The 20,874-nt window shown below is 69.0% G+C and carries 15 protein-coding genes; 7 read left to right on the forward strand and 8 right to left on the reverse strand.

The window, feature by feature from the left end; genetic code table 11:
• Positions 1–9: 9 nt before the first annotated feature.
• The gene (locus Q0581_RS05500) at positions 10–1,059 is read right to left on the reverse strand and encodes a LacI family DNA-binding transcriptional regulator (RefSeq protein ID WP_298698350.1); all 1,050 of its coding nucleotides are present in this window, start codon (positions 1,057–1,059) and stop codon (positions 10–12) included.
• Between the two features lie 211 nt (positions 1,060–1,270).
• Positions 1,271–2,797, reverse strand: coding sequence for a carboxylesterase family protein (locus Q0581_RS05505; protein ID WP_298698352.1), 1,527 nt, complete (start codon positions 2,795–2,797; stop codon positions 1,271–1,273).
• 107 nt (positions 2,798–2,904) lie between these two features.
• Between Q0581_RS05505 and Q0581_RS05510 the strand changes: the two genes are divergently transcribed.
• Together Q0581_RS05510 and Q0581_RS05515 are read left to right on the forward strand one after the other, a co-directional pair.
• On the forward strand, positions 2,905–4,416 hold the full coding sequence (locus Q0581_RS05510) for an HWE histidine kinase domain-containing protein (RefSeq protein ID WP_298698354.1): 1,512 nt from the start codon (positions 2,905–2,907) through the stop codon (positions 4,414–4,416).
• A gap of 6 nt (positions 4,417–4,422) precedes the next feature.
• Positions 4,423–4,788: a response regulator gene (locus Q0581_RS05515; protein ID WP_298698356.1), complete on the forward strand. Its 366-nt coding sequence runs from the start codon at positions 4,423–4,425 to the stop codon at positions 4,786–4,788.
• On the opposite strand, the gene Q0581_RS05520 is transcribed toward Q0581_RS05515, so the two are convergent.
• The 4 genes from Q0581_RS05520 to Q0581_RS05535 are packed head-to-tail and all read right to left on the reverse strand — an operon-like array spanning position 4,785 to position 12,047.
• On the reverse strand, positions 4,785–6,368 hold the full coding sequence (locus Q0581_RS05520; protein WP_298698357.1) for an NAD(P)/FAD-dependent oxidoreductase: 1,584 nt from the start codon (positions 6,366–6,368) through the stop codon (positions 4,785–4,787). The two genes, Q0581_RS05515 and Q0581_RS05520, sit on opposite strands and share 4 nt — an antisense overlap.
• Before the next feature lie 48 nt (positions 6,369–6,416).
• Positions 6,417–9,899 carry a DNA methyltransferase gene (locus Q0581_RS05525; RefSeq protein ID WP_298698359.1) on the reverse strand — a complete coding sequence of 1,161 codons (3,483 nt, stop codon included), beginning with the start codon at positions 9,897–9,899 and terminating at the stop codon, positions 6,417–6,419.
• A gap of 49 nt (positions 9,900–9,948) precedes the next feature.
• Positions 9,949–11,160 (reverse strand): imidazolonepropionase, encoded by a 1,212-nt coding sequence (gene hutI, locus Q0581_RS05530; RefSeq protein ID WP_298698477.1) that lies wholly within the window; start codon positions 11,158–11,160, stop codon positions 9,949–9,951.
• Positions 11,160–12,047, reverse strand: coding sequence for an agmatinase family protein (locus Q0581_RS05535; RefSeq protein ID WP_298698361.1), 888 nt, complete (start codon positions 12,045–12,047; stop codon positions 11,160–11,162). The genes hutI and Q0581_RS05535 overlap by 1 nt, the downstream gene beginning before the upstream one ends.
• Positions 12,048–12,201: 154 nt before the next feature.
• On the opposite strand from Q0581_RS05535, the gene hutU reads away from it, so the two are divergent.
• From hutU to hutH, 3 genes are read left to right on the forward strand one after another with little or no spacing between them, the layout of a single operon-like run.
• Positions 12,202–13,872, forward strand: coding sequence for a urocanate hydratase (gene hutU, locus Q0581_RS05540; RefSeq protein WP_298698363.1), 1,671 nt, complete (start codon positions 12,202–12,204; stop codon positions 13,870–13,872).
• A 15-nt stretch (positions 13,873–13,887) separates the two neighbouring features.
• Positions 13,888–14,739, forward strand: coding sequence for a bile acid:sodium symporter family protein (locus Q0581_RS05545; protein WP_298698366.1), 852 nt, complete (start codon positions 13,888–13,890; stop codon positions 14,737–14,739).
• 38 nt (positions 14,740–14,777) lie between these two features.
• Positions 14,778–16,304: a histidine ammonia-lyase gene (gene hutH / locus Q0581_RS05550; protein ID WP_298698369.1), complete on the forward strand. Its 1,527-nt coding sequence runs from the start codon at positions 14,778–14,780 to the stop codon at positions 16,302–16,304.
• Between the two features lie 7 nt (positions 16,305–16,311).
• Here the strand turns inward: hutH and Q0581_RS05555 are convergent, their stop codons facing one another.
• On the reverse strand, positions 16,312–17,286 hold the full coding sequence (locus tag Q0581_RS05555) for a class I SAM-dependent methyltransferase (RefSeq protein ID WP_298698372.1): 975 nt from the start codon (positions 17,284–17,286) through the stop codon (positions 16,312–16,314).
• 7 nt (positions 17,287–17,293) lie between these two features.
• Entirely contained in the window at positions 17,294–19,105 is a 1,812-nt protein-coding gene (locus Q0581_RS05560) for a PPC domain-containing protein (RefSeq protein ID WP_298698373.1), read from the reverse strand.
• 99 nt (positions 19,106–19,204) lie between these two features.
• Here Q0581_RS05560 and folD point away from each other — a divergent pair, with 99 nt between their 5' ends.
• Together folD and Q0581_RS05570 are read left to right on the forward strand one after the other, a co-directional pair.
• Positions 19,205–20,119, forward strand: a complete 915-nt coding sequence (folD, locus tag Q0581_RS05565; RefSeq protein WP_298698375.1) for a bifunctional methylenetetrahydrofolate dehydrogenase/methenyltetrahydrofolate cyclohydrolase FolD — start codon at positions 19,205–19,207, stop codon at positions 20,117–20,119.
• A 66-nt stretch (positions 20,120–20,185) separates the two neighbouring features.
• The gene (locus tag Q0581_RS05570; RefSeq protein WP_298698377.1) at positions 20,186–20,872 is read left to right on the forward strand and encodes a LemA family protein; all 687 of its coding nucleotides are present in this window, start codon (positions 20,186–20,188) and stop codon (positions 20,870–20,872) included.
• Positions 20,873–20,874 lie beyond the last annotated feature (2 nt).

Below are 20,874 nucleotides of genomic sequence, written 5' to 3' on the forward strand. Positions count from 1 at the left end.
CTCTCCCCCTCAGGAAACAAGGACCGGTTCGGGCGCAGGCCCGCCGGCTGTGGTTTTCGGAACGACGACGCTGCTGGACTGGCGGACAATCAGTTCCGGGGTGACAACCTCGCGAGAGGTGTCGGACCGGTCCCGACTGCCGATCATACGGACCAGGCGCTCCAGCGCGCGTCGGCCGGTTTCGGCGATGTTGATGCGCATGGTCGTCAGCGACGGGCGCATCAGGGCGGCGATGGGCACGTCGTCGAAACCGACCACGGCCACATCCTCGGGGCAGCGGACGCCCCGGTCCTGCAGGGCCAGAAGGGCGCCCACAGCCATCATGTCGTTGGCGGCGAAGACCGCATCGGGGCGCGACGGCCCGTCCAGCAGCTCCAGACAGGCCGCATGGCCCGCCGCCTGGGAGAAGTCGCCGCGCAGACTGACGGGCGTCAGGCCGGCCTCGCGCACGGCCTTTTCATAACCGGCCAGACGCGCCTGGGCCTCGGCGTTATGCGCCGGCCCGCCGATATGGGCGATGCGTGTGCGGCCTTGGTCGATCAGATGCCGGACGGCGGTCACGGCCCCGCCGTGGTTGTCGACCACCACCGAGGGGCGTTTGGCGTCCAGATCGCCGCCGTTCATCAGCAGCACGGGCATGCCGCCCGCCAGGCCGCCGGCCAGCTTTTCCCCGTCCAGATGCGGCGACAGGACGATCAGACCATCGACGCGCCCGCGCATCGAGCGAATGGCGGCCGCCGCCTCTTCGGCGTCGTCGTGCGAACTGGAGACGATCAGGTGATAGCCCGCCTGACGCGCCGCCAGGTCCAGGCCGCGGATCAGCTCGGAAAAGAACTCGCCGAACAGGTCCGGCAGGATGACGCCGACACTGCTGGTGCGGCTGGTCGACAGGCTGCGAGCGCCGCTGTGCGGGACGTAGTTCAGGGCCTCGACCGCCTCCAGCACCCGCTTGCGCGTGGGTTCGGTCACTTGACCGGCGCCGGTCAGCACGCGCGACACCGAGGCCACGGAGACGCCCGCCATGCTGGCGACGTCGCGAATCGTGGCCGGCTTCACCATGCCGCCCGTCCGCCGTCGATGAAGGGGGTCGCTGCGCGTCCCAAGCCGTTCTCCCTGGCCGCTCCATGGTTCCGGCCCCCTTGACGAGGGTCCGTCCGTGAAACTTCTGTAACCGATTACATGGCACAGTCGCCCCGCGCCCCGCAAGGGCCCATATTTCGCCACACATGAGATGCGGCATTTTCGCGACGATCCGCCGCGTGCCCCCCGATCAGGGGCGAATGCGGCCGTAGAACGCCTCGATCAGATCCAGCCGCGCCTTGAACGGCATGGGCCGGGCCTCGGCGCCGTCATTGCCGAACTCCAGCAGATGATCGGCCTGGCGGCGAAAGTCGGGCCAGCCGGGACGACCCGCGCCGTTGGGATCACCGGCGGCGGCGAAGGCGGTCCAGTAGTCGGCCATCAAGGTCGCGGCGCGCTGGTCCCGTTCGCCCATGGGCCAGTTCGAGGTGTGCAGATTGTCGAACACATAGGGCCGCTCCGACGCATGGGTGGCGCCGTCGTGCGGCTCGGGATTCGGGTCGGGCACGACGTCGAAACGATAGAGGAAGGTCGGGTTTCCGGCGCCCGCATGCAGCCGCGCCAGCGCCCGCACCGGCTCGTTGAAGGCCAGGTCGCTGATGACATGGGCGTTGTACCCGGCCAGGCCGCCATAGGCTTCGTGGAAGGCCACGCGCTCCTGAACCGTCATGGCGTCGTCGATCTCGCCATAGGGGCTGATCTCGGTCGGTTTGATCCACCAGAACTCGGCGCTGTTGGTCCCCAGCATCAGGGGAACCGGCGCCTGACGCCCGGCCTGGAACGCCGCCATCACGTCCTCGGTCACCACCACCCCGTCGATGGGCAGATTGTCGCCGCCATAGAAGCTGGGCGCCGGGCGCAGCAGCCGCTCGGCCGGAATGGCGCGCAGTGCCTGGGCCGTGGCGTCGGCGAACCCCGCCTGGTCGGCCCAGGCGGCGCCGCGATCCTGAAGCGAGGGGCGGCCCGAGGCGCTGGGCCGGCCCAGCGGCGCGCCCTCGTCGCGGCCCAGGCCCGACTGGATCACCGCCTTGTGGAACAGGCCCCGAGCGGCGGGAGAGATCATCAGCCGCGTCACCGCCGCGCCGCCCGCCGATTCGCCGAAGACGGTGACATTGCCCGCATCGCCGCCAAAGCCGCCGATGTTGTCGCGCACCCATTCCAGGGCCGCGACGATGTCCATCATGCCATAGTTGCCGCCCGCCTCGCTCGCCGGGCGTTCGGCCGCCAGAGCCGGATGATCGAAGAAGCCGAAGCGCCCCAGGCGATAGTTGACCGTGACCACCACCACGCCGCGCCGGGCCAGGTTCGATCCGTCATACAGCGCCGCCGTGCCCGAGCCGTTGTTGAACCCGCCGCCGTGGATCCAGACCATGACCGGTAGCGGCCGATCCCGGTCCGTCGGCGCCCAGACGTTCAGCGTCAGACAGTCCTCGCTGATCGGCGGCGGCCCGACGCCGGGGTCGCCGTTCGAGGGCGGCTGGATGCACAGGGCGCCGTATTGGGTCGCGGGCCGCACCTGGGTCCAGGTCGCCGGTGTCTGGGGAGGTCGCCAGCGCAGCGCCCCCACCGGCGGCGCGGCGTAGGGCAGACCCTTGAAGCTTTCGACGCCCGCATCGACGGCGCCCGCGACGGCGCCCTGGCGCGTCTGGACCACGGGTGCGGCGGCGTCAGGCTGGGTCATCAGGGTCAGGGCGGCGACAATCGAAGCGAGGAACATGGCGCAACCCTAGTGGGCCGCCCGGCCCTGCAAAGTCAAAATTGGTGACGTGCGCCGGAACCAGACCGGACCTTGACCGTTGTGCGCGGATTGCGGCGGGGATTGTGTTGGACGATTTGGTCAAGGCGGACGACAGGGCGGTCGATCTGGCGACGGCCTTCGACGCCTCGCCGAACCCCTATATGCTGCTGACGCCCGAGCTGCGTTATGCGGGCATGAACCAGGCCTATCTGGACGTCACCCGTCGACGCCGCGAAGACCTGATGGGCCGCCACGTCATGGAGGCGTTCGACGCCAACGGCGACACCACCAACGCCGACCTACTGCGTCACTCGTTCGAGAAGGTTCTGGCCACCGGGGAAACCGACCGGATCGCCATACTGCACTACGCCATCCCCCTGCCCGACGACGCCGGGGCGCTGCGTTACGTCGACAAATACTGGAGCTGCACCCACACCCCGGTCCGCGACGACGGGGGGCGCCTGCGCTTCATCCTGCAGCACACGACCGACATCACCGAACTTCACGCCCTGCGGAGCCAGGCCGGACGCGGTCGCGCGGATGAGGGGCAAGCCGTGGACGCCCTGCTGGGCGGGCGCGTTATGCGCCAGGCCGAGGATATCCAGGAGAAGAACCGCCAGCTGGAAACCGAACGCACCCGCCTGTTCGAGCTGTTCCTCCAGGCGCCGGGCTTCATCGCCGTGCTCAGCGGGCCGGACCATGTGTTCGAACTGACCAACGCCGCCTATGCGACGGTGATCGGCCGTACGGGCGTCGAGGGCCGCACTCTGCGCGACGCCCTGCCCGATCTGGCGGGTCAAGGCTTCTACGAACTGCTGGACAATGTCTATCAGACCGGCGAGCCGTATGAGGGCAAAAACCAGAAGATCCGGCTGCAGCGCACGCCCGACGGGCCGCTGGAAGACCTGTTTCTGAACTTCATCTACCAGCCGATCCGCGACGGAGCGGGCAAAATCGCGGGCATCTTCGTTCAGGGGCACGACGTCACCGAAACCGTCCTGGCCGCCGAACGGCAGAAGCTGATGATCGACGAACTGAACCACCGGGTGAAGAACACCCTGGCCACGGTCCAGTCCATCGCCATGCAGACGGCCCGCCACCACCCCGATCCCAAGGGGTTCGCCGAGGCGTTCCAGTCGCGGCTGATGTCGCTGTCGCACACCCACGACCTCTTGACCCGCAGCCATTGGGAAGGCGCCGATCTGCGCGCGGTGCTGCAACACGAAACCGACGCACGAGGCGGTCCGACCCGCATCGTGCCCAACGGCCCGCCGGTGGCGCTGGACCCGGCCCAGGTGCTGTCGCTGGGCATGGTGTTCCACGAACTGGCGACCAATGCGGGCAAGTATGGCGCCCTGTCGACGCCGGACGGGCGGGTGTTCGTGGACTGGTCGGTGGCCGACCAGCGCGCGCCGCGGTTGCATCTGACCTGGCGCGAAAGCGGCGGCCCGCCGGCCCAGCCGCCCCAGAAGCACGGTTTCGGCAGTCGTCTGATCGAACGCAATGTGCGTCATGATCTGGCGGGCGAGATCGAACTGCACTACGGCCCGGAAGGGTTCAGGGCGGACATATCCATGCCGCTGCGCAGGGGGGAGTGACGGTTCATGGACGCGCTGACGGGACGACGCATTCTGGTGGTCGAGGACGAATCCCTGGTCGCCATGCTGATCGAAACGATCCTGGAAGACCTGGGCTGCATTCCGGTGGGGCCGGCTGCGACCGTGCCCGAGGCCCTCAGCCTGATCGAAGGCGACACGGCGATCGAAGCCGCCCTGCTGGACGTCAATGTGGCGGGCCAGCAGGTGTTTCCGGTCGCCGAGGCCCTGGCCGCGCGCGGCGTGCCCATCGTCTTCTCGACCGGCTATGGCGAAGCGGGGCTGGAGGACCAGTGGCGCGGTCGCCCGACCCTGCAGAAGCCCTTTACCGAGGCGGCGGTGGAACAGGCGATCCGGCAGGCGCTGGGGGCCTAGCGCCTGACGTCCTTCAGCACGGCGCGCGCCGCATTATGGCCCGGTGCGCCGGTGACCCCGCCGCCCGGGTGGGCGCCCGATCCGCATAGATAAAGGCCCGGAATCGGCATCCGATGATCGGCGTGGCCCAGCACCGGCCGGGCGCTGAACAACTGATCCAGCGTCAGCCGCCCGTGGAAGATGTCGCCGCCGACCAGGCCGAACCGCCGCTCCAGATCGCGCGGCCCCAGGGCCAGCCGCCCCAGCACCGAGGCCTTGAAGCCCGGCGCATGGCGATCGACCGTCTGGATCATCAGGTCGGCCACCGTCTCGCGATGGTCGTCGGCCAGATCGGGCGACACGTGCTGGCAGAACAGGCTGGCGACATGGGCGCCGGGCGGGGCCAAGCTGTCGTCCAGGGTCGAGGGGATCAGCATCTCGACGATCGGGTCCGACGACCAGCCGTTCAGTCGCGCCTGGGCGTGGGCGCGGTCCATATAGGCCAGGCTGGGGGCGATGATGATGCCCGCCGTCAGATGGTCCCCCGCCTCGGGCAGGGCCGTGAAGCGCGGCAGTTCGGACAGGGCTAGGTTCATGCGGAACGTCCCGGACCCAGACGCATAGCGCCCCATCCGCTCGGTGAAGTCCGCCGGAACCATGGCCGGATCGACCAGCCGGTCGAACAGCAGGCGCGGATGCAGGTTCGACACCACGGCCCGGCCGCGCACGACATCGCCGCCTTCGGTCACCGCCCCGACCGCCCTGCCCTTTTCGGTCAGCACCTGGGCCACGGGCGCATCCAGCCGGATATCCACCCCCTGTTCGACACAGGCCGCCGCCATGGCCTGGGTGATGGCGCCCATGCCGCCGATGGCGTGACCCCAGGCGCCCGGCTTGCCATTCACCTCGCCAAAAACGTGGTGCAGCAGCACATAGGCCGAGCCGGGGGTATAGGGGCTGGCGTAGTTGCCGACCACGCTGTCGAAGCCAAACAGGGCCTTGATCGGATCGCTGTCGAACCAGCCGTCCAGCCAGTCGCCCGCCGACTTGGCGAACAGGTCCAGAAGGTCGCGCCGCCCCTGCACGTCCAGCCCCGCCGCCTGCCGCCCCAGCCGCCCGGCCGACAGCAGCTCCGGCAGGACCGCCAGCCAGCCCCCCTCGGCCATGTTCGGCGGCGGCCGCAGGATCCAGTCGCGCAGCACCCCGGCCACGACCTCCAGCCGCCGCTCGTATTCGGGCAGGCGTTCGGCGTCGCGCGCCGAGAATTTGGCCACCTGCCCCTGCGTCCGCCCCTCGCCCGCCAGCAGGTAGCGACCGTCGTCCAGCGGCAGGAAGTTCGCCGCCCGCCGCTCGACCACCCTCAGCCCATGGCGGGCCAGGTCCATGTCGGCGATGACGCGCGGGTTCAGCAGGCTGACGGTGTAGCTGGCGGTCGAGTTGCGGAAGCCGGGATGGAATTCCTCGGTCACCGCCGCGCCGCCGACGACGCCGCGCCGCTCCAGCACCGTGACCTTCAACCCCGCCCGCGCCAGATAGAAGGCGCAGACCAGCCCGTTATGCCCCCCGCCCAGAATGACGACATCGGTCTGCGTCTCGGCCATGCGGTCGCCCCCCTCGCCCACCTGCCATAGCAGCCGGACCCGGGCGCGTCAGCCGCGACGCACGGCGGCGAACCATCCCGTCTCCGTCCTCTGAACCGATCCGGCCACGGCCAGGACGGCCAGCATCTCGCGCACCCTGGCCTCTCGCGTGCGGCGCGTGCCGCCGTCGAACCGGGCGGACAGGGCTTCGGCCTCCACGGGCGCGCCGCTGCGGCGCAGGGTGGCCAGAAGCGATGACGCCAGACCTTCGGGCGATGGCGGAAGGGTCGGGCGCACCGCCGCCGGCGCCAGGCTGACCTCGATCTGAACCGGCCGGGCCGCCACCGCCACCCGCGCCGCCTGATAGGCGGGCCGCAGGAAGCGCACCAGGCCGCGCGCCTCCTCATCCGCCCGCTCGCGGTTCAGCCGGGCCAGGGCGGCGACGACCGCCGCATCGTCCATGTCGGCAGGCCAACCATAGGCCAGGGCCGTCTGCGCATCTATGCGGCGGTGCAGATGGTCCAGCAGGCGCACCAGCCCCCGGTCGCAGACCTCACGTTCCGCCTCGGTCAGAACGGCCCCGGACGCCAGACGGTCCCTGGCGTTGTACAGGCCCGTCATCGTCAGATCGGGATGGTCGGCCAGGACGCGCGCGCGCAGGGCGTCCATCTCCTCGGCCAGGGCGCCCAGCTCCACCCCCGCCGCCCCGTCCAGATCGGGGAAGGGAAAGGCGTCGAAACAGGCGCTCTTCACATAGACGGCGTCCTTGTCATAGACGCCGATGCGGCCCGAATTGGCCACGAACCACGCACGGTGAAGGCGCGACGACAGAACACCCAGAATGCGCGCGTCATCGCTGGCCACCACCACCAGCTTGTTGTCCGGCAGGATGTCCGCCTCCAGAAATCGGAACCAGCGGTGCTTGGCCGTCTCGACCGTGACGATGTAGCGTTTCAGCCCTTCCAGCGCCGGGCGCATCTCGCGGCGCGGCTCGCCGAGTATCCACCAATTGTCGCGGTAGACCACACGATTGTTGCGCTCCCTTTCAGGCTTCACCGCTTCCAGAAGATGCTGATACAGGCCCGGATGTTTCCGTCGGACGTCAGCCTCGTCCCAGCCGAACAAATCAATCACCTTCAAATCCCTGGTCCGTCCAGCCAGGTCGCGACCGTTCCGGTAACCGCGAACGGGCGGGTCCGCGCCTTCAGACGATGCAGACAGCAAGGCTTCCGCTCGCTGGGCCGTAACCAGAAAGCCCGCGCCATGCAGTTTGACGCCCGGCGAACACAGCCCATCATTGGCCTTCAGCGCCTCCGACCGAGAAGCCGCGCCATCGACCGTCAGATCCGCCGCTATCATTCCGCAGGTCTCACGCAACGCGATGCGCGGCGCATCCGTATTCAGCCCCTCTTCGGTCACCACGGTCAGCAGCCGCCCCTGCCCGTCCGGTTCACCGCGTTCAGCCACGGTCATGGCGATGCGGACCGCCGCCCGGTCCCCGCCCTTCAGCCAGGGATGGTCGGGAATGGCGAAGACCAGCCGCATCGGCGGGCGGCCGCTCAGATGATGCTCCAGCACGCGGCGCGAAAAGGTCTGGGTGATCGAATTGGTGGTGATGAAGCCGAACCGGCGCAGGTTCGATCCCGGCCGCGTCAGGATCTCGGCCGCCCGATCCCACCAGGCGGTGACCAGGTCGGCCGACCGGAACCGTCCCTGACGCACATGCCACAGGGCGTCGACATAGCCGGGCCCTAGTTCGCGCCGCATGTCCTTGCCGCCGATGAAGGGCGGATTGCCCACGATGAAATGCACGTCGGGCCAGGCGGCGGGGCGCGGATCGACATAGCGCACCACCTCGACCGCCTCGTCGTCGGCCTCGAACAGACAGGGCGCGCCTCCGGTCCCGCCCGCGCGTGTCCACCGTCGCGGCCGCCCCCGTCCATCCATGGCCATCTCGACCCGCGACCAGGTCAACAGGGCGTCACGGTGCTGGATCTTCTCGAAATTCCTCAGGATCGGCTCGGACGGCTGGGCATCGCCGAACAGCCTGAAATGCCATTGCAGATAGCCGATCCACATCACCATCTCGGCGATCCAGGCGGCATAGGCGTTCTTTTCGATGCCCCAGAACTGCTCCGGCCCCACCGTATGGCCGTCCAGCGCCAGGCTGGCCTGGGCCTCGCCCAACTCGGCCAGGACGCCCAGGACCTCGCCCTCCAACGCCTTCATCATCCCCATGGCGACATACAGGAAATTGCCGGTGCCGCAGGCCGGGTCCAGCACGCGGACATGACACAGCTGGCGGTGAAACTCGCGCACAGCCTTTCGGGCCGCCTTCTCGTCTCCGGCCAGATAAAGACCGATGGCCCGCGCCTCGACCGCCTCCCAGTCCGCGCGCAAAGGCTCCATCACCGTCGGCTCGACCAGCCGTTCGACATAGGCGCGCGGCGTATAGTGGGCGCCCAGTTCGGTGCGCTCACGCGGGTCCAGCGCCTGTTCCAGCAGGGCGCCGAAGATGGCCGGCTCGACCGACGCCCAGTCCCGCCGCGCCGCCGCGATCAGGGCCTCCAGTTCCGCGTCCGTGATCGGCAGGGTGGTGGCGTGTTTGAACAGGCCGCCGTTGAACCGCCTCAGATCCTGGCGGATGGCGGCGCAATGGCCGCCCTCGTCCATCCGCCGAAAGAAATCGCCCGCGCCCTTGTGGAACTGGTCCGCCTGGCCGCGATAGCTCTCCAGAAAGGCCAGGAACCCCCGCCGTTCGATCAGTCCGACACTGTCGGCGAACATGGCGAAGATGCACTGCATGACGAACAGGGCCGTCTGATTGGCCCAGGCGGCGCGCGTGGCCGCATCCGGCGCGCCCGACGGGCCGTTCGGCACCCGCGCCCCGATGGAGCGCACCAGCCAGGCCAGGCGCGTCGCGATGTCGGTGGTCACCTCGGCCACCTTCTGGGCCGGGTCCAAGCTCATCGGATCGACCCAGACACGGCGCAGCCGCTCGCGGATCGCCGGATCGGCCAGATCCGTCAATTCGATGCGATACCGCGCCCGATCCGGGAAAGGCGCATAGGCCTTTCCCTGCCGCGCAAAGTCGGACCACAGTTCGATGGCGCGGCCCACATCGACGACGATCAGAAAAGGCGGCCATTCATCCAGAGCCTTGGCGTAGCCCTCGGCCTGGCGTTTGGCGGCGCGCATCAGCCGTTCCAGCGCGGCCTCGGAAACCGGGACCGTCCGACGTCCGCGGCCGCCGACCAGGGCCAGTTGCGGCTGCGGGTCCAGGTCGCCGCCATGGCGCCGCTTTCGCGACTGCTTGGCCTCCAGCACGAAGGCGCCGCGTCGATAGCAGTCGATGAAACCGGGATGGGATGTCCCGTCTTCGTGCTGGAAACGCACGGGGCGCTCGAAACAGTAATCGAGGTCGCCGACCCGCGTCTCGTCCGGCGCAGGCGCCCCCACCAGCCGGCACAACTGGCTGATGAAGCCCTGATAGTGCGCGCGTTCGGAAATCCCCGCCGCGCTCCAGACCTGGATGAAGTCGTCGATGTCCATGCTTGCCCCCTGAAGGGCAAGACAACCTCAGATCATATATCAATGCAACCTAGGATGGATCGCCGCCGACGTATCGCGCATGCAGCATCGGCTTGCCCAGCCAATAGGCCAGCTCGGCGGGGCGGTCGATGTCCCAGACGGCCAGGTCGGCGGCCAGGCCCTTCCTGATGCGGCCGACGTCGGCATAAAGACCCAGGGCGCGGGCCGCCTCGCGGGTGGCGCCGGCCAGGGCCTCTTCCGGCGTCAGGCGGAACTGGACGCAGGCCAGGTTGATCGCGGCCGTCATCGAGGCAAGCGGCGAGGTGCCGGGGTTGCAGTCGCTGGCCACCGCCATCTTCACCCCATGCTGGCGGAACAGGGCGATGGGCGGCGCCTGGGTCTCGCGCAGCATCAGGTATGCGCCGGGCAACAGCACGGCGACCACCCCCGCCTGGGCCATGGCCTTCACGCCCTCTTCGGTCGTGTGCTCGACATGGTCGGCCGACAGGGCGCCATAGCGGGCGGCCAGAGCGGCCCCGCCCCCGTCCGACAACTGGTCGGCATGCAGCCGCACCGGCAGGCCCAGGCTGCGCGCCCGCTCGAACAGGCGCGAGACCTCTGCGGTCGTGAAGGCGATGGGCTCGCAATAGGCGTCCACCGCGTCGACCAGATCGTGGTCGTGCGCGGCCGTCAGGATGTCGCCGATGGCCAGATCGACATAGGCATCGCGGTCGTCGCGATGCTCGGGCGGCAGGGCGTGCAGGCCCAGATAGCTGGTGCGGACGCGCACCCCGCCTTCCTTGCCGATGCGGCGGGCGACCCGCAGCATCTTCAACTCGGCCTCCATGTCCAGGCCATAGCCGGACTTGATCTCGACCGTGGTGACGCCGGTGGCCTTCAACCCTTCCAGGCGGCCCATGGCGCTGTCGAACAGGTCGTCCTCGCTGGCCTCGCGCGTGGCGCGCACGGACGAGACGATGCCGCCGCCGGCTTTGGCTATCTCCTCATAGGTGGCGCCGCCCAGCCTCTGTTCGAACTCGCCCGAGCGGTCGCCGCCGAAGACCAGATGGGTGTGGCAGTCGATCAGCCCCGGCGTGACCCAGCGCCCGCCCAGCAGATCGGTCTCGGCCGCCTTGTGCTTGGGCAGTTCGCCGCGCGGCCCGGCCCAGACGATCTTGCCGTGATGGATCAGGATGGCCCCGTCCTCGACCGCGCCATAGGGTTCGTCCGACTGGACCATGGTGGCCAGGCGGCACTCGGTGATCAGTCGGTCGGCCTTGATCATCGCGACTGGAACCCCATCAGCAGTTCGCAGAACCAGCGCCCGGCCGTCAGCGAGCCCAGGTCGCCGATCTCCAGCGACGGATCGTATTCGGTCAGATCGACGGCCCCGACCTTGGCATGAGCGCCGATGATGCGCGTGGCGGCGAAGACGTCGTGCACGGACACCCCGCCTGGCCGCGCGCCGGGGCTGGCCGGCCACTGGCTGCGGTCGATCACATCGATGTCGAAATCGACGTAGAGGACGTCGCACAGGTCCGACAGACGCTCCAGCTCCTCGGCCACGACCGCCGCCAGGCCCCGCGCGCGGCATTCGCCCGCCATGCGCACCGAAATCCCCGCCGCCTTCGCCTTGTCGTGCGCCCGTTTCGTGTTGGCGAAGGGGGCCAGGCCGACCTGGCTGATACGGCGCCCGTCCAGTCCGTCTTCCAGCAGCGCCTGGATCGGATTGCCGTTGGTCAGACCCTGGTCGGTGTCGCGCAGGTCGAAATGGGCGTCCAGCGTCAGCACCCCCACCCGTTCCAGCCCCAGACCATGCACGCCCGGCCGGGTGATGGCGTTATTGCCGCCGATCAGCACCGTCAGCGCCCGCGCACCTTGCGCCGCCACCGCGTCACGCACAGGCGCAAAGGCGTCGGCCGGCGACACGGCCTTCAGCGGCACGTCGCCCGCGTCATGAACCGCTGTCTCCAGACTGACGCCCGTCTCGACGTCATAGGTCGAAAAACGCGGCAGAACGGCCCGGAACGCCTTCGGCCCCAGGTCGCACCGGCCCGGCGTCAGAGACCGCTCGTTCAACGGCGCCCCGATCAGGGCGACCGGCGCGCTTGGGTTATCGCCGACAAGGTCGCCGACCGACCGCCAGCCCAGGGCTTCCGACTCTTCCATGCCTCTCCATAACCCCTTCTCCCCTTGCGGGAGAAGGTGGCGCGCAAAGCGTGACGGATGAGGGGTCACGCCGAACTGTCCGAGCAACCCCTCATCCGTCAGGCCTGCGGCCTGCCACCTTCTCCCGCAAGGGGAGAAGGGATAGGAAGCGCGCATGACTCAACAACAGACCCCGAACACCCGCATCGTCCGCGCGCCCCGTGGCCCCGAAATGACCGCCAAGACCTGGGCGGCCGAGGCGGCCCTGCGCATGATGATGAACAACCTTGATCCCGAGGTGGCCGAGCGGCCCGAGGATCTGGTCGTCTATGGCGGCATCGGCAAGGCGGCGCGCGACTGGGTCGCCTTCGACCACATCGTCGAGCAGTTGCGGGCGCTGGAGGCGGACCAGACCCTGCTGGTCCAGTCGGGCAAGCCGGTCGGGGTGTTCCGCACGCATGAGGATGCGCCGCGGGTGCTGATCGCCAACTCCAACCTGGTGCCCAAATGGGCGACCTGGGAGCATTTCAGCGAACTCGATCGCAAGGGTCTGATGATGTACGGCCAGATGACGGCCGGGTCGTGGATCTACATCGGCACCCAGGGCATCGTTCAGGGCACCTATGAGACCTTCATGGAGGCGGGGCGCCAGCACTACGGCGGCGACTGGTCGGGCAAATGGATCCTGACGGCGGGCCTGGGCGGCATGGGCGGGGCGCAACCGCTGGCCGCCACCATGGCCGGCGCTTCGTGCCTGGCGGTGGAATGCCAGCGCAGCCGGATCGAGATGCGCCTGCGCACCCGTTATCTGGACGTGATGGCCGAAGACCTGGACGAGGCCCTGCGCCTGATCGACCAGGCCAAGATCGAAGGAAAAGCCATATCCGTCGGACTGTTGGGCAATGCGGCGGATGTTCTGCCTGAACTAATCAAGCGCGGCGTCCGGCCCGATCTGGTCACCGACCAGACCAGCGCCCACGACCTGGTGAACGGCTATCTGCCCAAGGGCTGGACGGTCGCGGAATGGGAGGAAAAGCGCCAGTCGGACCCCGACAGCGTGCGCGAGGCGGCGGCGCAATCAATCGTTGATCATGTCGAGGCCATGCTGGCCTTCCAGGCGATGGGCGTGCCGACCACCGACTATGGCAACAACATCCGCCAGGTCGCCTTCGACCGGGGCGTGCAGAACGCCTTCGACTTCCCCGGCTTCGTGCCCGCCTATATCCGCCCGCTGTTCTGTCGGGGGATCGGCCCCTTCCGCTGGGCCGCCTTGACCGGCGATCCGGAGGATATCCGCAAGACCGACGCGGCGATGAAAAAGCTGTTCCCCGACAACGCTGGGCTGCACCGCTGGCTGGACATGGCGGGCGAGCGGATCGCCTTCCAGGGCCTGCCCGCCCGCATCTGCTGGATCGGCCTGGGCGACCGCCATCGGGCGGGTCTGATGTTCAACGAGATGGTGGCCTCGGGCGAGCTTTCCGGCCCCATCGTCATCGGCCGCGATCACCTGGACTCCGGCTCGGTCGCCAGTCCGAACCGCGAGACCGAGGCCATGATGGACGGGTCGGACGCCGTGTCCGACTGGCCCCTGCTGAACGCCCTGCTGAACACGGCCTCGGGCGCGTCGTGGGTGTCGTTGCACCACGGCGGCGGGGTCGGCATGGGCTATAGCCAGCATTCGGGCGTGGTCATCGTCGCGGACGGCACGCCCGAGGCGGCGAAACGGCTGGAACGGGTTCTCTGGAACGACCCGGCGACGGGTGTGATGCGCCATGCCGACGCTGGCTATGACATTGCGAAAGACGCCGCGCGCGCCAACGGTCTGAACCTGCCCAGCCTCGGCTGAACCTAGGAGTCTGATATGGAATTCGCCGCTGTCGCCCTGCCGCTTGCGCTCGGGATCATCATGTTCGGCCTGGGGCTGGACCTGACGCCCGCCGATTTCGTTCGCGTGGCCAAACAGCCCAAGGCGGCGGCGGTGGCCCTGGCCTGTCAGCTGCTTCTGCTTCCGGCGATCTGTTTCGGACTGGTGCTGGCGTTCCAGCTGCCGCCGATCCTGGCGGTGGGCATGCTGCTGCTGGCGGCCTCTCCGGGCGGGACGACGGCGAACCTGTATAGCCATCTGTTCCGCGGGGACGTGGCGCTGAACATCTCGCTGACGGCGATCAATTCGGTCATCGCGGTCATCACCCTGCCGGTCATTACCAATCTGGCCATCGCCTGGTTCCGGCCCGGCGACCTGAGCGTCGGCCTGCAGTTCGCCAAGGCGCTGGAGGTGTTCGTGATCGTGCTGGCGCCCGTCGCCCTGGGCATGGTGGTGCGCGCGATCAAGCCGGAGTTCGCCCGGGCGATGGACAAGCCCGTGCGGATCGCCTCGGTGGCCATTCTGGTGCTGGTGATCGCCGGTTCGGTGGCCAGCAGCTTCGACCTGCTGGCGTCGAACTTCCTGCTGCTGGGCGGCATCACCACGGCCTTCTGCGTGCTGAGCCTGTCGGTCGGCTATATCGTGCCGCGCCTGCTGAAGATCCAAAAGCCCCAGGCGGTGGCCAGCGCCTTCGAGGTCGGCATTCACAACGCCACCCTGGCCATCGTGATCGCCCAGGGCGTGCTGGGTCGGCCGGACATGTCGCTGCCGGCGGCCATCTATGGGGTTTTGATGTTCCCGATCGCGGCACTGTTCGGCCTGCTGATCACGCGACGCCAGGCCCGCTGAACACCCAAAAGACCCCTCGTAAACCGAGCAATGTGACCATGACCCTGACCATCGGCCAGTCTCCCCTGACCCTGTCTCAACTGCGCGCCGTGCTGGAGGGGCCGGTCACCGTCGGCCTGACCGACGCCGCCTGGGCCGATGTGGACAAGGGCGCGGCGACCGTGGCGGCGATTCTGGCCGAGGGCCGCACCGTCTATGGCATCAACACCGGGTTCGGCCTGCTGGCCAACACCTCCATCGCGGCCGAAGACCTGGAGACGCTGCAGAAGAACCTGGTGCTCAGCCACGCCACCGGCGTCGGGCCGCTGCTGAGCGAGCCGGTCACCCGCCTGCTGATGGTGCTGAAGATCGCCAGCCTGTCGAAGGGCGCCTCGGGCATCCGGCGTGAGACGCTTCAGGCCCTGATCGGCCTGGTCAACGCCGACATCCTGCCGTGCATTCCGTCCAAGGGGTCGGTCGGCGCATCGGGCGATCTGGCGCCTCTGGCGCACATGAGCTGCGTCCTGATCGGTGTGGCCCAGGCGCGGGTCGGGGGCCAGACCCTGCCGGCCGAGGCGGCCTTGGCCAAGGCGGGGCTCAAGCCCATCGTCCTGGGGCCGAAAGAGGGTCTGGCCCTGCTGAACGGCACCCAGTGTTCGACGGCCCTGGCCCTGGCCGGCCTGTTCGCGGCCGAGGCCTGTTTCGCCGCCGCCATCGCCGCCGGCGCCCTGTCGGTCGATGCGCTGAAGGGGTCGGACGCCCCGTTCGATCCGCGCATCCACGCCCTGCGCGGCCAGCCGGGCCAGATTGACGTGGCGGCGCGCTTACGTGCCCTGATGGCCGACAGCGCCATCCGCGACAGCCACCGCGAGGGCTGCCACAAGGTTCAGGATCCCTACTCCCTGCGCTGCCAGCCCCAGGTGATGGGCGCGGCCCTGGATGTGCTGCGCCACGCCGCCGCGACGCTGGAGCGCGAAGCCAACGCCGTGACCGACAATCCGCTGGTCTTCATCGAGGACGGCGACGTGATCTCGGGCGGCAATTTCCACGCCGAGCCGGTGGCTTTCGCGGCCGACCAGATCGCCATGGTCCTGTGCGAGATCGGCAATATCTCGGAACGCCGGACCTCCATCCTGGTCGACCCGAAGATGAGCGAGCTGCCGGCCTTTCTGGTCAAGGAAAGCGGCCTGAACTCGGGCTTCATGATCGCCCAGGTGACGGCCGCCGCCCTGGTGGCCGAGAACCGGATGGTCGCTCATCCGTGCGTCGTCGACACCGTGCCCACCAGCGCCAATCAGGAAGACCACGTCTCCATGGCCACCCACGGCGCGCGCCGCCTGCTGGACATGGCCCAGAACACCGCCACCGTGGTCGGCATCGAACTGCTGGCGGCCGCGCAGGGCATCGAGTTCCACCGGCCGCTGACGTCCTCGCCCGCGCTGGAGCAGGTGCACGCCCTGGTGCGCGAGGCGGCGGCCCCTTACGGCTCGGACCACTATTTCGCGCCGGACATCGAACGGGCGACCGAGGGGGTCAGCGCGGGCCTTTATCGTCCGTTCGCGGGCGACCTTCTGCCCTCGGCCTGACGGGCGATTACAGCTTCAGCCCATAGAAGGTGGTCGAGCCGATGATGGCGCCGGTGCGCGCATCGGCCACCACGTCCAGCGGCCGGACGCCGTGCGCGGCCATTTCGGCCAGCACCACCGCGCGCGGCAGGACGTGCATCTCCATCTCGGGCGCGGCGCCGGACAGATAGTCTTCGGCGTCGAAGACATAGCCCGCCTGTTCGCCCAGAAGCTGGAACAGGGCCACGCCTCCCGGTTTCAGCCGGTCGAACACGGCGCGCAGCATCGCCTTCTGCACCGGCGGCGGATTGTGCTGAAGCGTGATGACCGAGAAGAAGGCGTCCATCGGCGGCAGGGCGTCAAAATCCTCCAGCCCCCGAACCAGGCGCGTCTCGACGTTGGTGATGCCGTCCTCGGCCATATAGGCGTCGGCCAGGGCCAGATTGCCGGGCGAAATGTCCAGGGCCAGAACCCGGTCGAACCGGTCGGCCAGATGCCGCGTCACCCGCCCGACGCCGCACCCCAGTTCGACGCACAGGCCCGTGGGCGCCGCTACGCCGGTGCGGGCGGCGAAGGTGTCGATCAGGCCGGCTTCGCGCGCGCCAGTGTGGCGGAAGAAGGCCAGGCTTTCGGGGTCCGCGGCCAGATTACGGGCGCGGAACCGCTCGGCGGTGACGACGGACCAATGAGGCTCGGCCTCGCCCAGGCGGGTCCACTGGTCGCGGATGCGGGCGACCATCCGGGCCATCACCTCGGGCGGGGCGTCATGCTGGACCTGCGGCGGGGGGGCCGACATCAGCCCATGCAGGGCCGCGCGCACTGCCGGAAAGCTGACGCGGTCCAGGAATTCGGACGACGCCAGCATGGCGCGGTAAAGGCTCGCCCGGTCGGCATGGGCGGCACGGTGGTGGGCCACCGCCTCGGCCGATTCCGGCTCGCGTTCCAGGAAGATGCGATAGGCTTCGACGACGTCCGCGTCAGTCAGGCCGCCGTCATGCGCCACAGTCGCCTCAGGGTTGCTTGTCCACGGTCAGGGCGTAGTCCCCGACCCCGCCCGGCGCATAGCTGCGCGCGCGGATGACATAGACGCCGTCGTCCGGCGCCGTCCAGTCCAGCTGGGCGTTTGTGTCCGACAGACCGTCGTCATCGCCGGCCAGGCTCTCGAAGTCGCCGTCGCCGTCGACCCGGCCGATCTCCACAAAGGCGTCGAAGGCGTTGGACACCATCTCCAGCCGCAGCCGGTCGCCCGACTTGACCGCGATCTCATAGGCGTCGAACGACACGCCTTCGCCATTGATGGCGTCCGCCTCGACCAGCGAGCCGCGCGTGGTCACGCCCACCAGTATGCTGCCGGGCAGCGGCTCCGGCCCCCGGTCGATCAACTGGATCGAATACAGCCCCTTGCCGTCGGTCCCCAGCGGCATGGCCCGCACCTGATAGTCGCCGTCTTCGGGCAGGGTGAAATTCAGGCGCGAATCCAGCCCTTCGCCCAGACCGTCGTCATCCACGGCCAGGGCTTCCCAGGCGTCGCCGGGACGGCCGATCTCGACGAAGCTGTCGAAGTCGCCCGAGCGCACGATCACCTGCACCCGGCGGCCGGCCTGTCCAGGGAAGACATAGGCGTCATAGCGTCGGCCATTGTCGTCGGACGCATCCTGTTCGGTGATCTCGCCCTGGACCGTCTCGTCAAAGGCCAGTTGCGCGGCCGGCGGTGGCGGCACGGCCTCGGCCAGCGACAGGCTATAGGCGCCCTGGCCCGAACCGAAGGCCCGCGCCTCGATCACATAGTTTCCGCCCGCCGTCAGGGTGGTGGTCAACCGGGCGTCGGTTCCCGATCCGGCCCCGTCGTCGTCGCGGGTCACCTCTTCGCGCCCGTTGGCCGTCTCGCGATGCAGGATCAGATAGGCGTCGAAGGCCGAGGACGACAGGGTCGCCGTCACCCGCTGCCCCTCGCTGGCGCGGAAGCGATAGAAGTCGGCGTGCTGGCCTGCGTCGTTCAGGCCGTCTTCGGCCGTCAGTTCACCCTGGACCGTGCCGCCGATGGCGATGGTGTTGATGGGCGCCGGCGCTGGGCCTTCAGCCAGTTTCAGCACATAGGCGCCGGCCGCGTCGGCGGCGTATCCGGTGGCCCGGATCACATAGTCGCCGTTGGCCGGCAGGGTGTGCACCAGGCGCGAGTTCAGTCCGCCGCCCGGCGCATCGTCGTTGGACGCCAACTCCTCGAACACGCCGGCGCGCGACATCCGGCCCAGGCGAACCAGGGGGTCGAAATCGTCGGATTCCAGATCGATGGCCACCCGGCCGCCCGACCGGCCCCGGAAACCATAGGCGTCATAGCGAGGGCCGGCGTCCTGTTCCGGGTCGCTGTCGGTCAGTTCGCCGCGAACCTCGCCGCCCAGACGGATCGCCTGGGGCCGGGGCGCGGGCGGCGCCGGCGGCCGTTCGGTCAGAACCAGGCTGTAGTCCCCCTCGCCTTCCGTCAGCGGACGGGCGCGCAGCACATAGGTCCCGGCCTCGGGCGCCGTGAACCGCAGGCGGGCGTTGACCCCTTCGCCCAGGCCGTCGTCGTCGCTGGCCAGGGCCGCTTCGGTGTTGCCTTGGGCGAACACCTCCAGATAGGCGTCGAAGGCGTCGGACCGCATGACGATCTCGAACCGCTGGCCCGCGCGCGCGGTGATGCGATAGTCGTCGGCCGTCTCATCCGCCGTGATGGCGCCCTGCACCGTCTGGCCCGGACGCAGCGGCTCCTGCGCCAAGGCGGGGCCGGCCGCCAGCATCAGGGCGGCGACGGCGGTGGCGGTCGAGAAGGTCAGGCGACGCATGGGATTCCCCGGAAGAATGATCCGGCGATGATAGACGCCGAACCGGCCCGTCTGTAAATCGCGCGCCACATGTTCGATTCCTGACGAAGGCGTGACCGGATGGGCGAAGCGGCGATTCTGATCGACGGCAAGGCGTTCGCGGCCGGCCTGGTCGACCGCGTCGCCGCGGCCGCCGCGCGGCTGAAGGCGGATCATGGCGTCCAGCCAGGCCTGGCCGTGGTCATCGTCGGCGAAGACCCCGCCAGCCAGGTCTATGTGCGGTCAAAGGGCGAACGCACGGTCCAGGCCGGCATGTATTCCGAGACCCACCGCCTGGCGGAAACGGCCAGCCAGGACGAGCTGCTGGCCCTGATCGCGCGTCTGAACACCGATGCGAAAATCCACGGCGTTCTGGTGCAGTTGCCGCTGCCCGCGCATATCGACGCCGACGCCGTGCTGGCCGCCATCGACCCGGACAAGGATGTGGACGGGTTTCATGTCGTCAACGCCGGTCGGCTGGCGGTCGGCCTGCCGGGGCTGGTCCCGTGCACGCCGCTGGGCTGCATCATGCTGCTGAAAGATCAGCTGGGTGATCTGTCGGGCCTGAACGCCGTGGTGGTGGGACGGTCCAACATCGTCGGCAAGCCGATGGCGCAACTGCTGCTGGCTGAAAGCTGCACCGTCACCATCGCCCATTCGCGCACCCGCGACCTGCCCGCCCTGTGCCGCACGGCCGACATCCTGGTCGCCGCCGTGGGCCGGCCCGAGATGGTGCGCGGCGACTGGATCAAGCCGGGCGCCACGGTGATCGACGTCGGCATCAACCGCGTCCCCGCCCGCGATCCGCAGAAGGCCGCCGAGGGCAAGACCAGGCTGGTCGGCGACGTGGCCTTCGACGAGGCCGCGACCGTCGCCAGCCGCATCACGCCGGTGCCTGGCGGCGTGGGGCCGATGACCATCGCCTGCCTCTTGGCCAACACCTATGGCGCCGCCTGCCGTTCGGTCGGTTTGACGCCTGAAGAACTGGACGCTTGAAGCCGCACCGACATGGGCGGATAGTTTGATTCACGGCCGCGTTTCGAACGGCCGCCGGAGGACGCCATGACCCGCCTGAACCCGCGTTTCGCCGCCGTCGCGGCCGTCGCCCTCCTGGCCCCTTCGGTGGCCGGCTGCGGGATCAACGCCATCCCCACCAAGCAGGAACGGGCCGAGGCCGCCTGGGCCGACGTTCAGTCGCAGTATCAGCGCCGCGCCGATCTGGTGCCCAATCTGGTCGCCACCGTCCAGGGCGCGGCCTTGCAGGAGCGCACCACCCTGACCCAGGTGGTCGAGGCCCGCGCCCGCGCCACCGGCGTCACCGTGACGCCCGAGACCCTGAACGACCCGGCCGCCTTCCAGCGCTATCAGGCCGCCCAGGGCGAACTGAGCCAGGCGCTGAGCCGTCTGCTGATGGTGGTCGAAAACTATCCGACGCTGCAGTCGAACCAGAATTTCCTGGCGCTTCAGTCGCAACTGGAAGGCACCGAGAACCGCATCAACATCGCCCGGCGCGATTATAATGAGGCAGTGCGCGACTATAACACCTCGTTGCGCACCTTCCCGACGGTGATCTGGGCCAAGACCATCCATGGCGGGTCCAAGGCGATGCCGCTGTTCACCGCCACCGCCGCGGCCCAGTCGGCGCCCAACGTCAATTTCGACGCGCTGAACCCCGCCGCCCCGCCGCCCGGCGCCGCGCCCGGATCGCCTCCGCCCGCTCCCGCCCCGGCCGCCGCCCCGGCCCAGTGACC

The sequence above is a fragment of the uncultured Brevundimonas sp. genome, assembly GCF_937863155.1.
GTDB lineage: Bacteria > Pseudomonadota > Alphaproteobacteria > Caulobacterales > Caulobacteraceae > Brevundimonas.

What these genes read in the sequence shown, in the direction of transcription:
- Q0581_RS05500 (WP_298698350.1), bottom strand. Translation starts at nt 1,059, where the DNA reads ATGGTGAAGCCGGCCACGATTCGCGACGTCGCCAGCATGGCGGGCGTC.
- Q0581_RS05505 (WP_298698352.1), bottom strand. Translation starts at nt 2,797, where the DNA reads ATGTTCCTCGCTTCGATTGTCGCCGCCCTGACCCTGATGACCCAGCCT.
- Q0581_RS05515 (WP_298698356.1), top strand. Translation starts at nt 4,423, where the DNA reads ATGGACGCGCTGACGGGACGACGCATTCTGGTGGTCGAGGACGAATCC.
- Q0581_RS05520 (WP_298698357.1), bottom strand. Translation starts at nt 6,368, where the DNA reads ATGGCCGAGACGCAGACCGATGTCGTCATTCTGGGCGGGGGGCATAAC.
- Q0581_RS05525 (WP_298698359.1), bottom strand. Translation starts at nt 9,899, where the DNA reads ATGGACATCGACGACTTCATCCAGGTCTGGAGCGCGGCGGGGATTTCC.
- Q0581_RS05535 (WP_298698361.1), bottom strand. Translation starts at nt 12,047, where the DNA reads ATGGAAGAGTCGGAAGCCCTGGGCTGGCGGTCGGTCGGCGACCTTGTC.
- hutU (WP_298698363.1), top strand. Translation starts at nt 12,202, where the DNA reads ATGACTCAACAACAGACCCCGAACACCCGCATCGTCCGCGCGCCCCGT.
- Q0581_RS05545 (WP_298698366.1), top strand. Translation starts at nt 13,888, where the DNA reads ATGGAATTCGCCGCTGTCGCCCTGCCGCTTGCGCTCGGGATCATCATG.
- hutH (WP_298698369.1), top strand. Translation starts at nt 14,778, where the DNA reads ATGACCCTGACCATCGGCCAGTCTCCCCTGACCCTGTCTCAACTGCGC.
- Q0581_RS05560 (WP_298698373.1), bottom strand. Translation starts at nt 19,105, where the DNA reads ATGCGTCGCCTGACCTTCTCGACCGCCACCGCCGTCGCCGCCCTGATG.
- folD (WP_298698375.1), top strand. Translation starts at nt 19,205, where the DNA reads ATGGGCGAAGCGGCGATTCTGATCGACGGCAAGGCGTTCGCGGCCGGC.
- Q0581_RS05570 (WP_298698377.1), top strand. Translation starts at nt 20,186, where the DNA reads ATGACCCGCCTGAACCCGCGTTTCGCCGCCGTCGCGGCCGTCGCCCTC.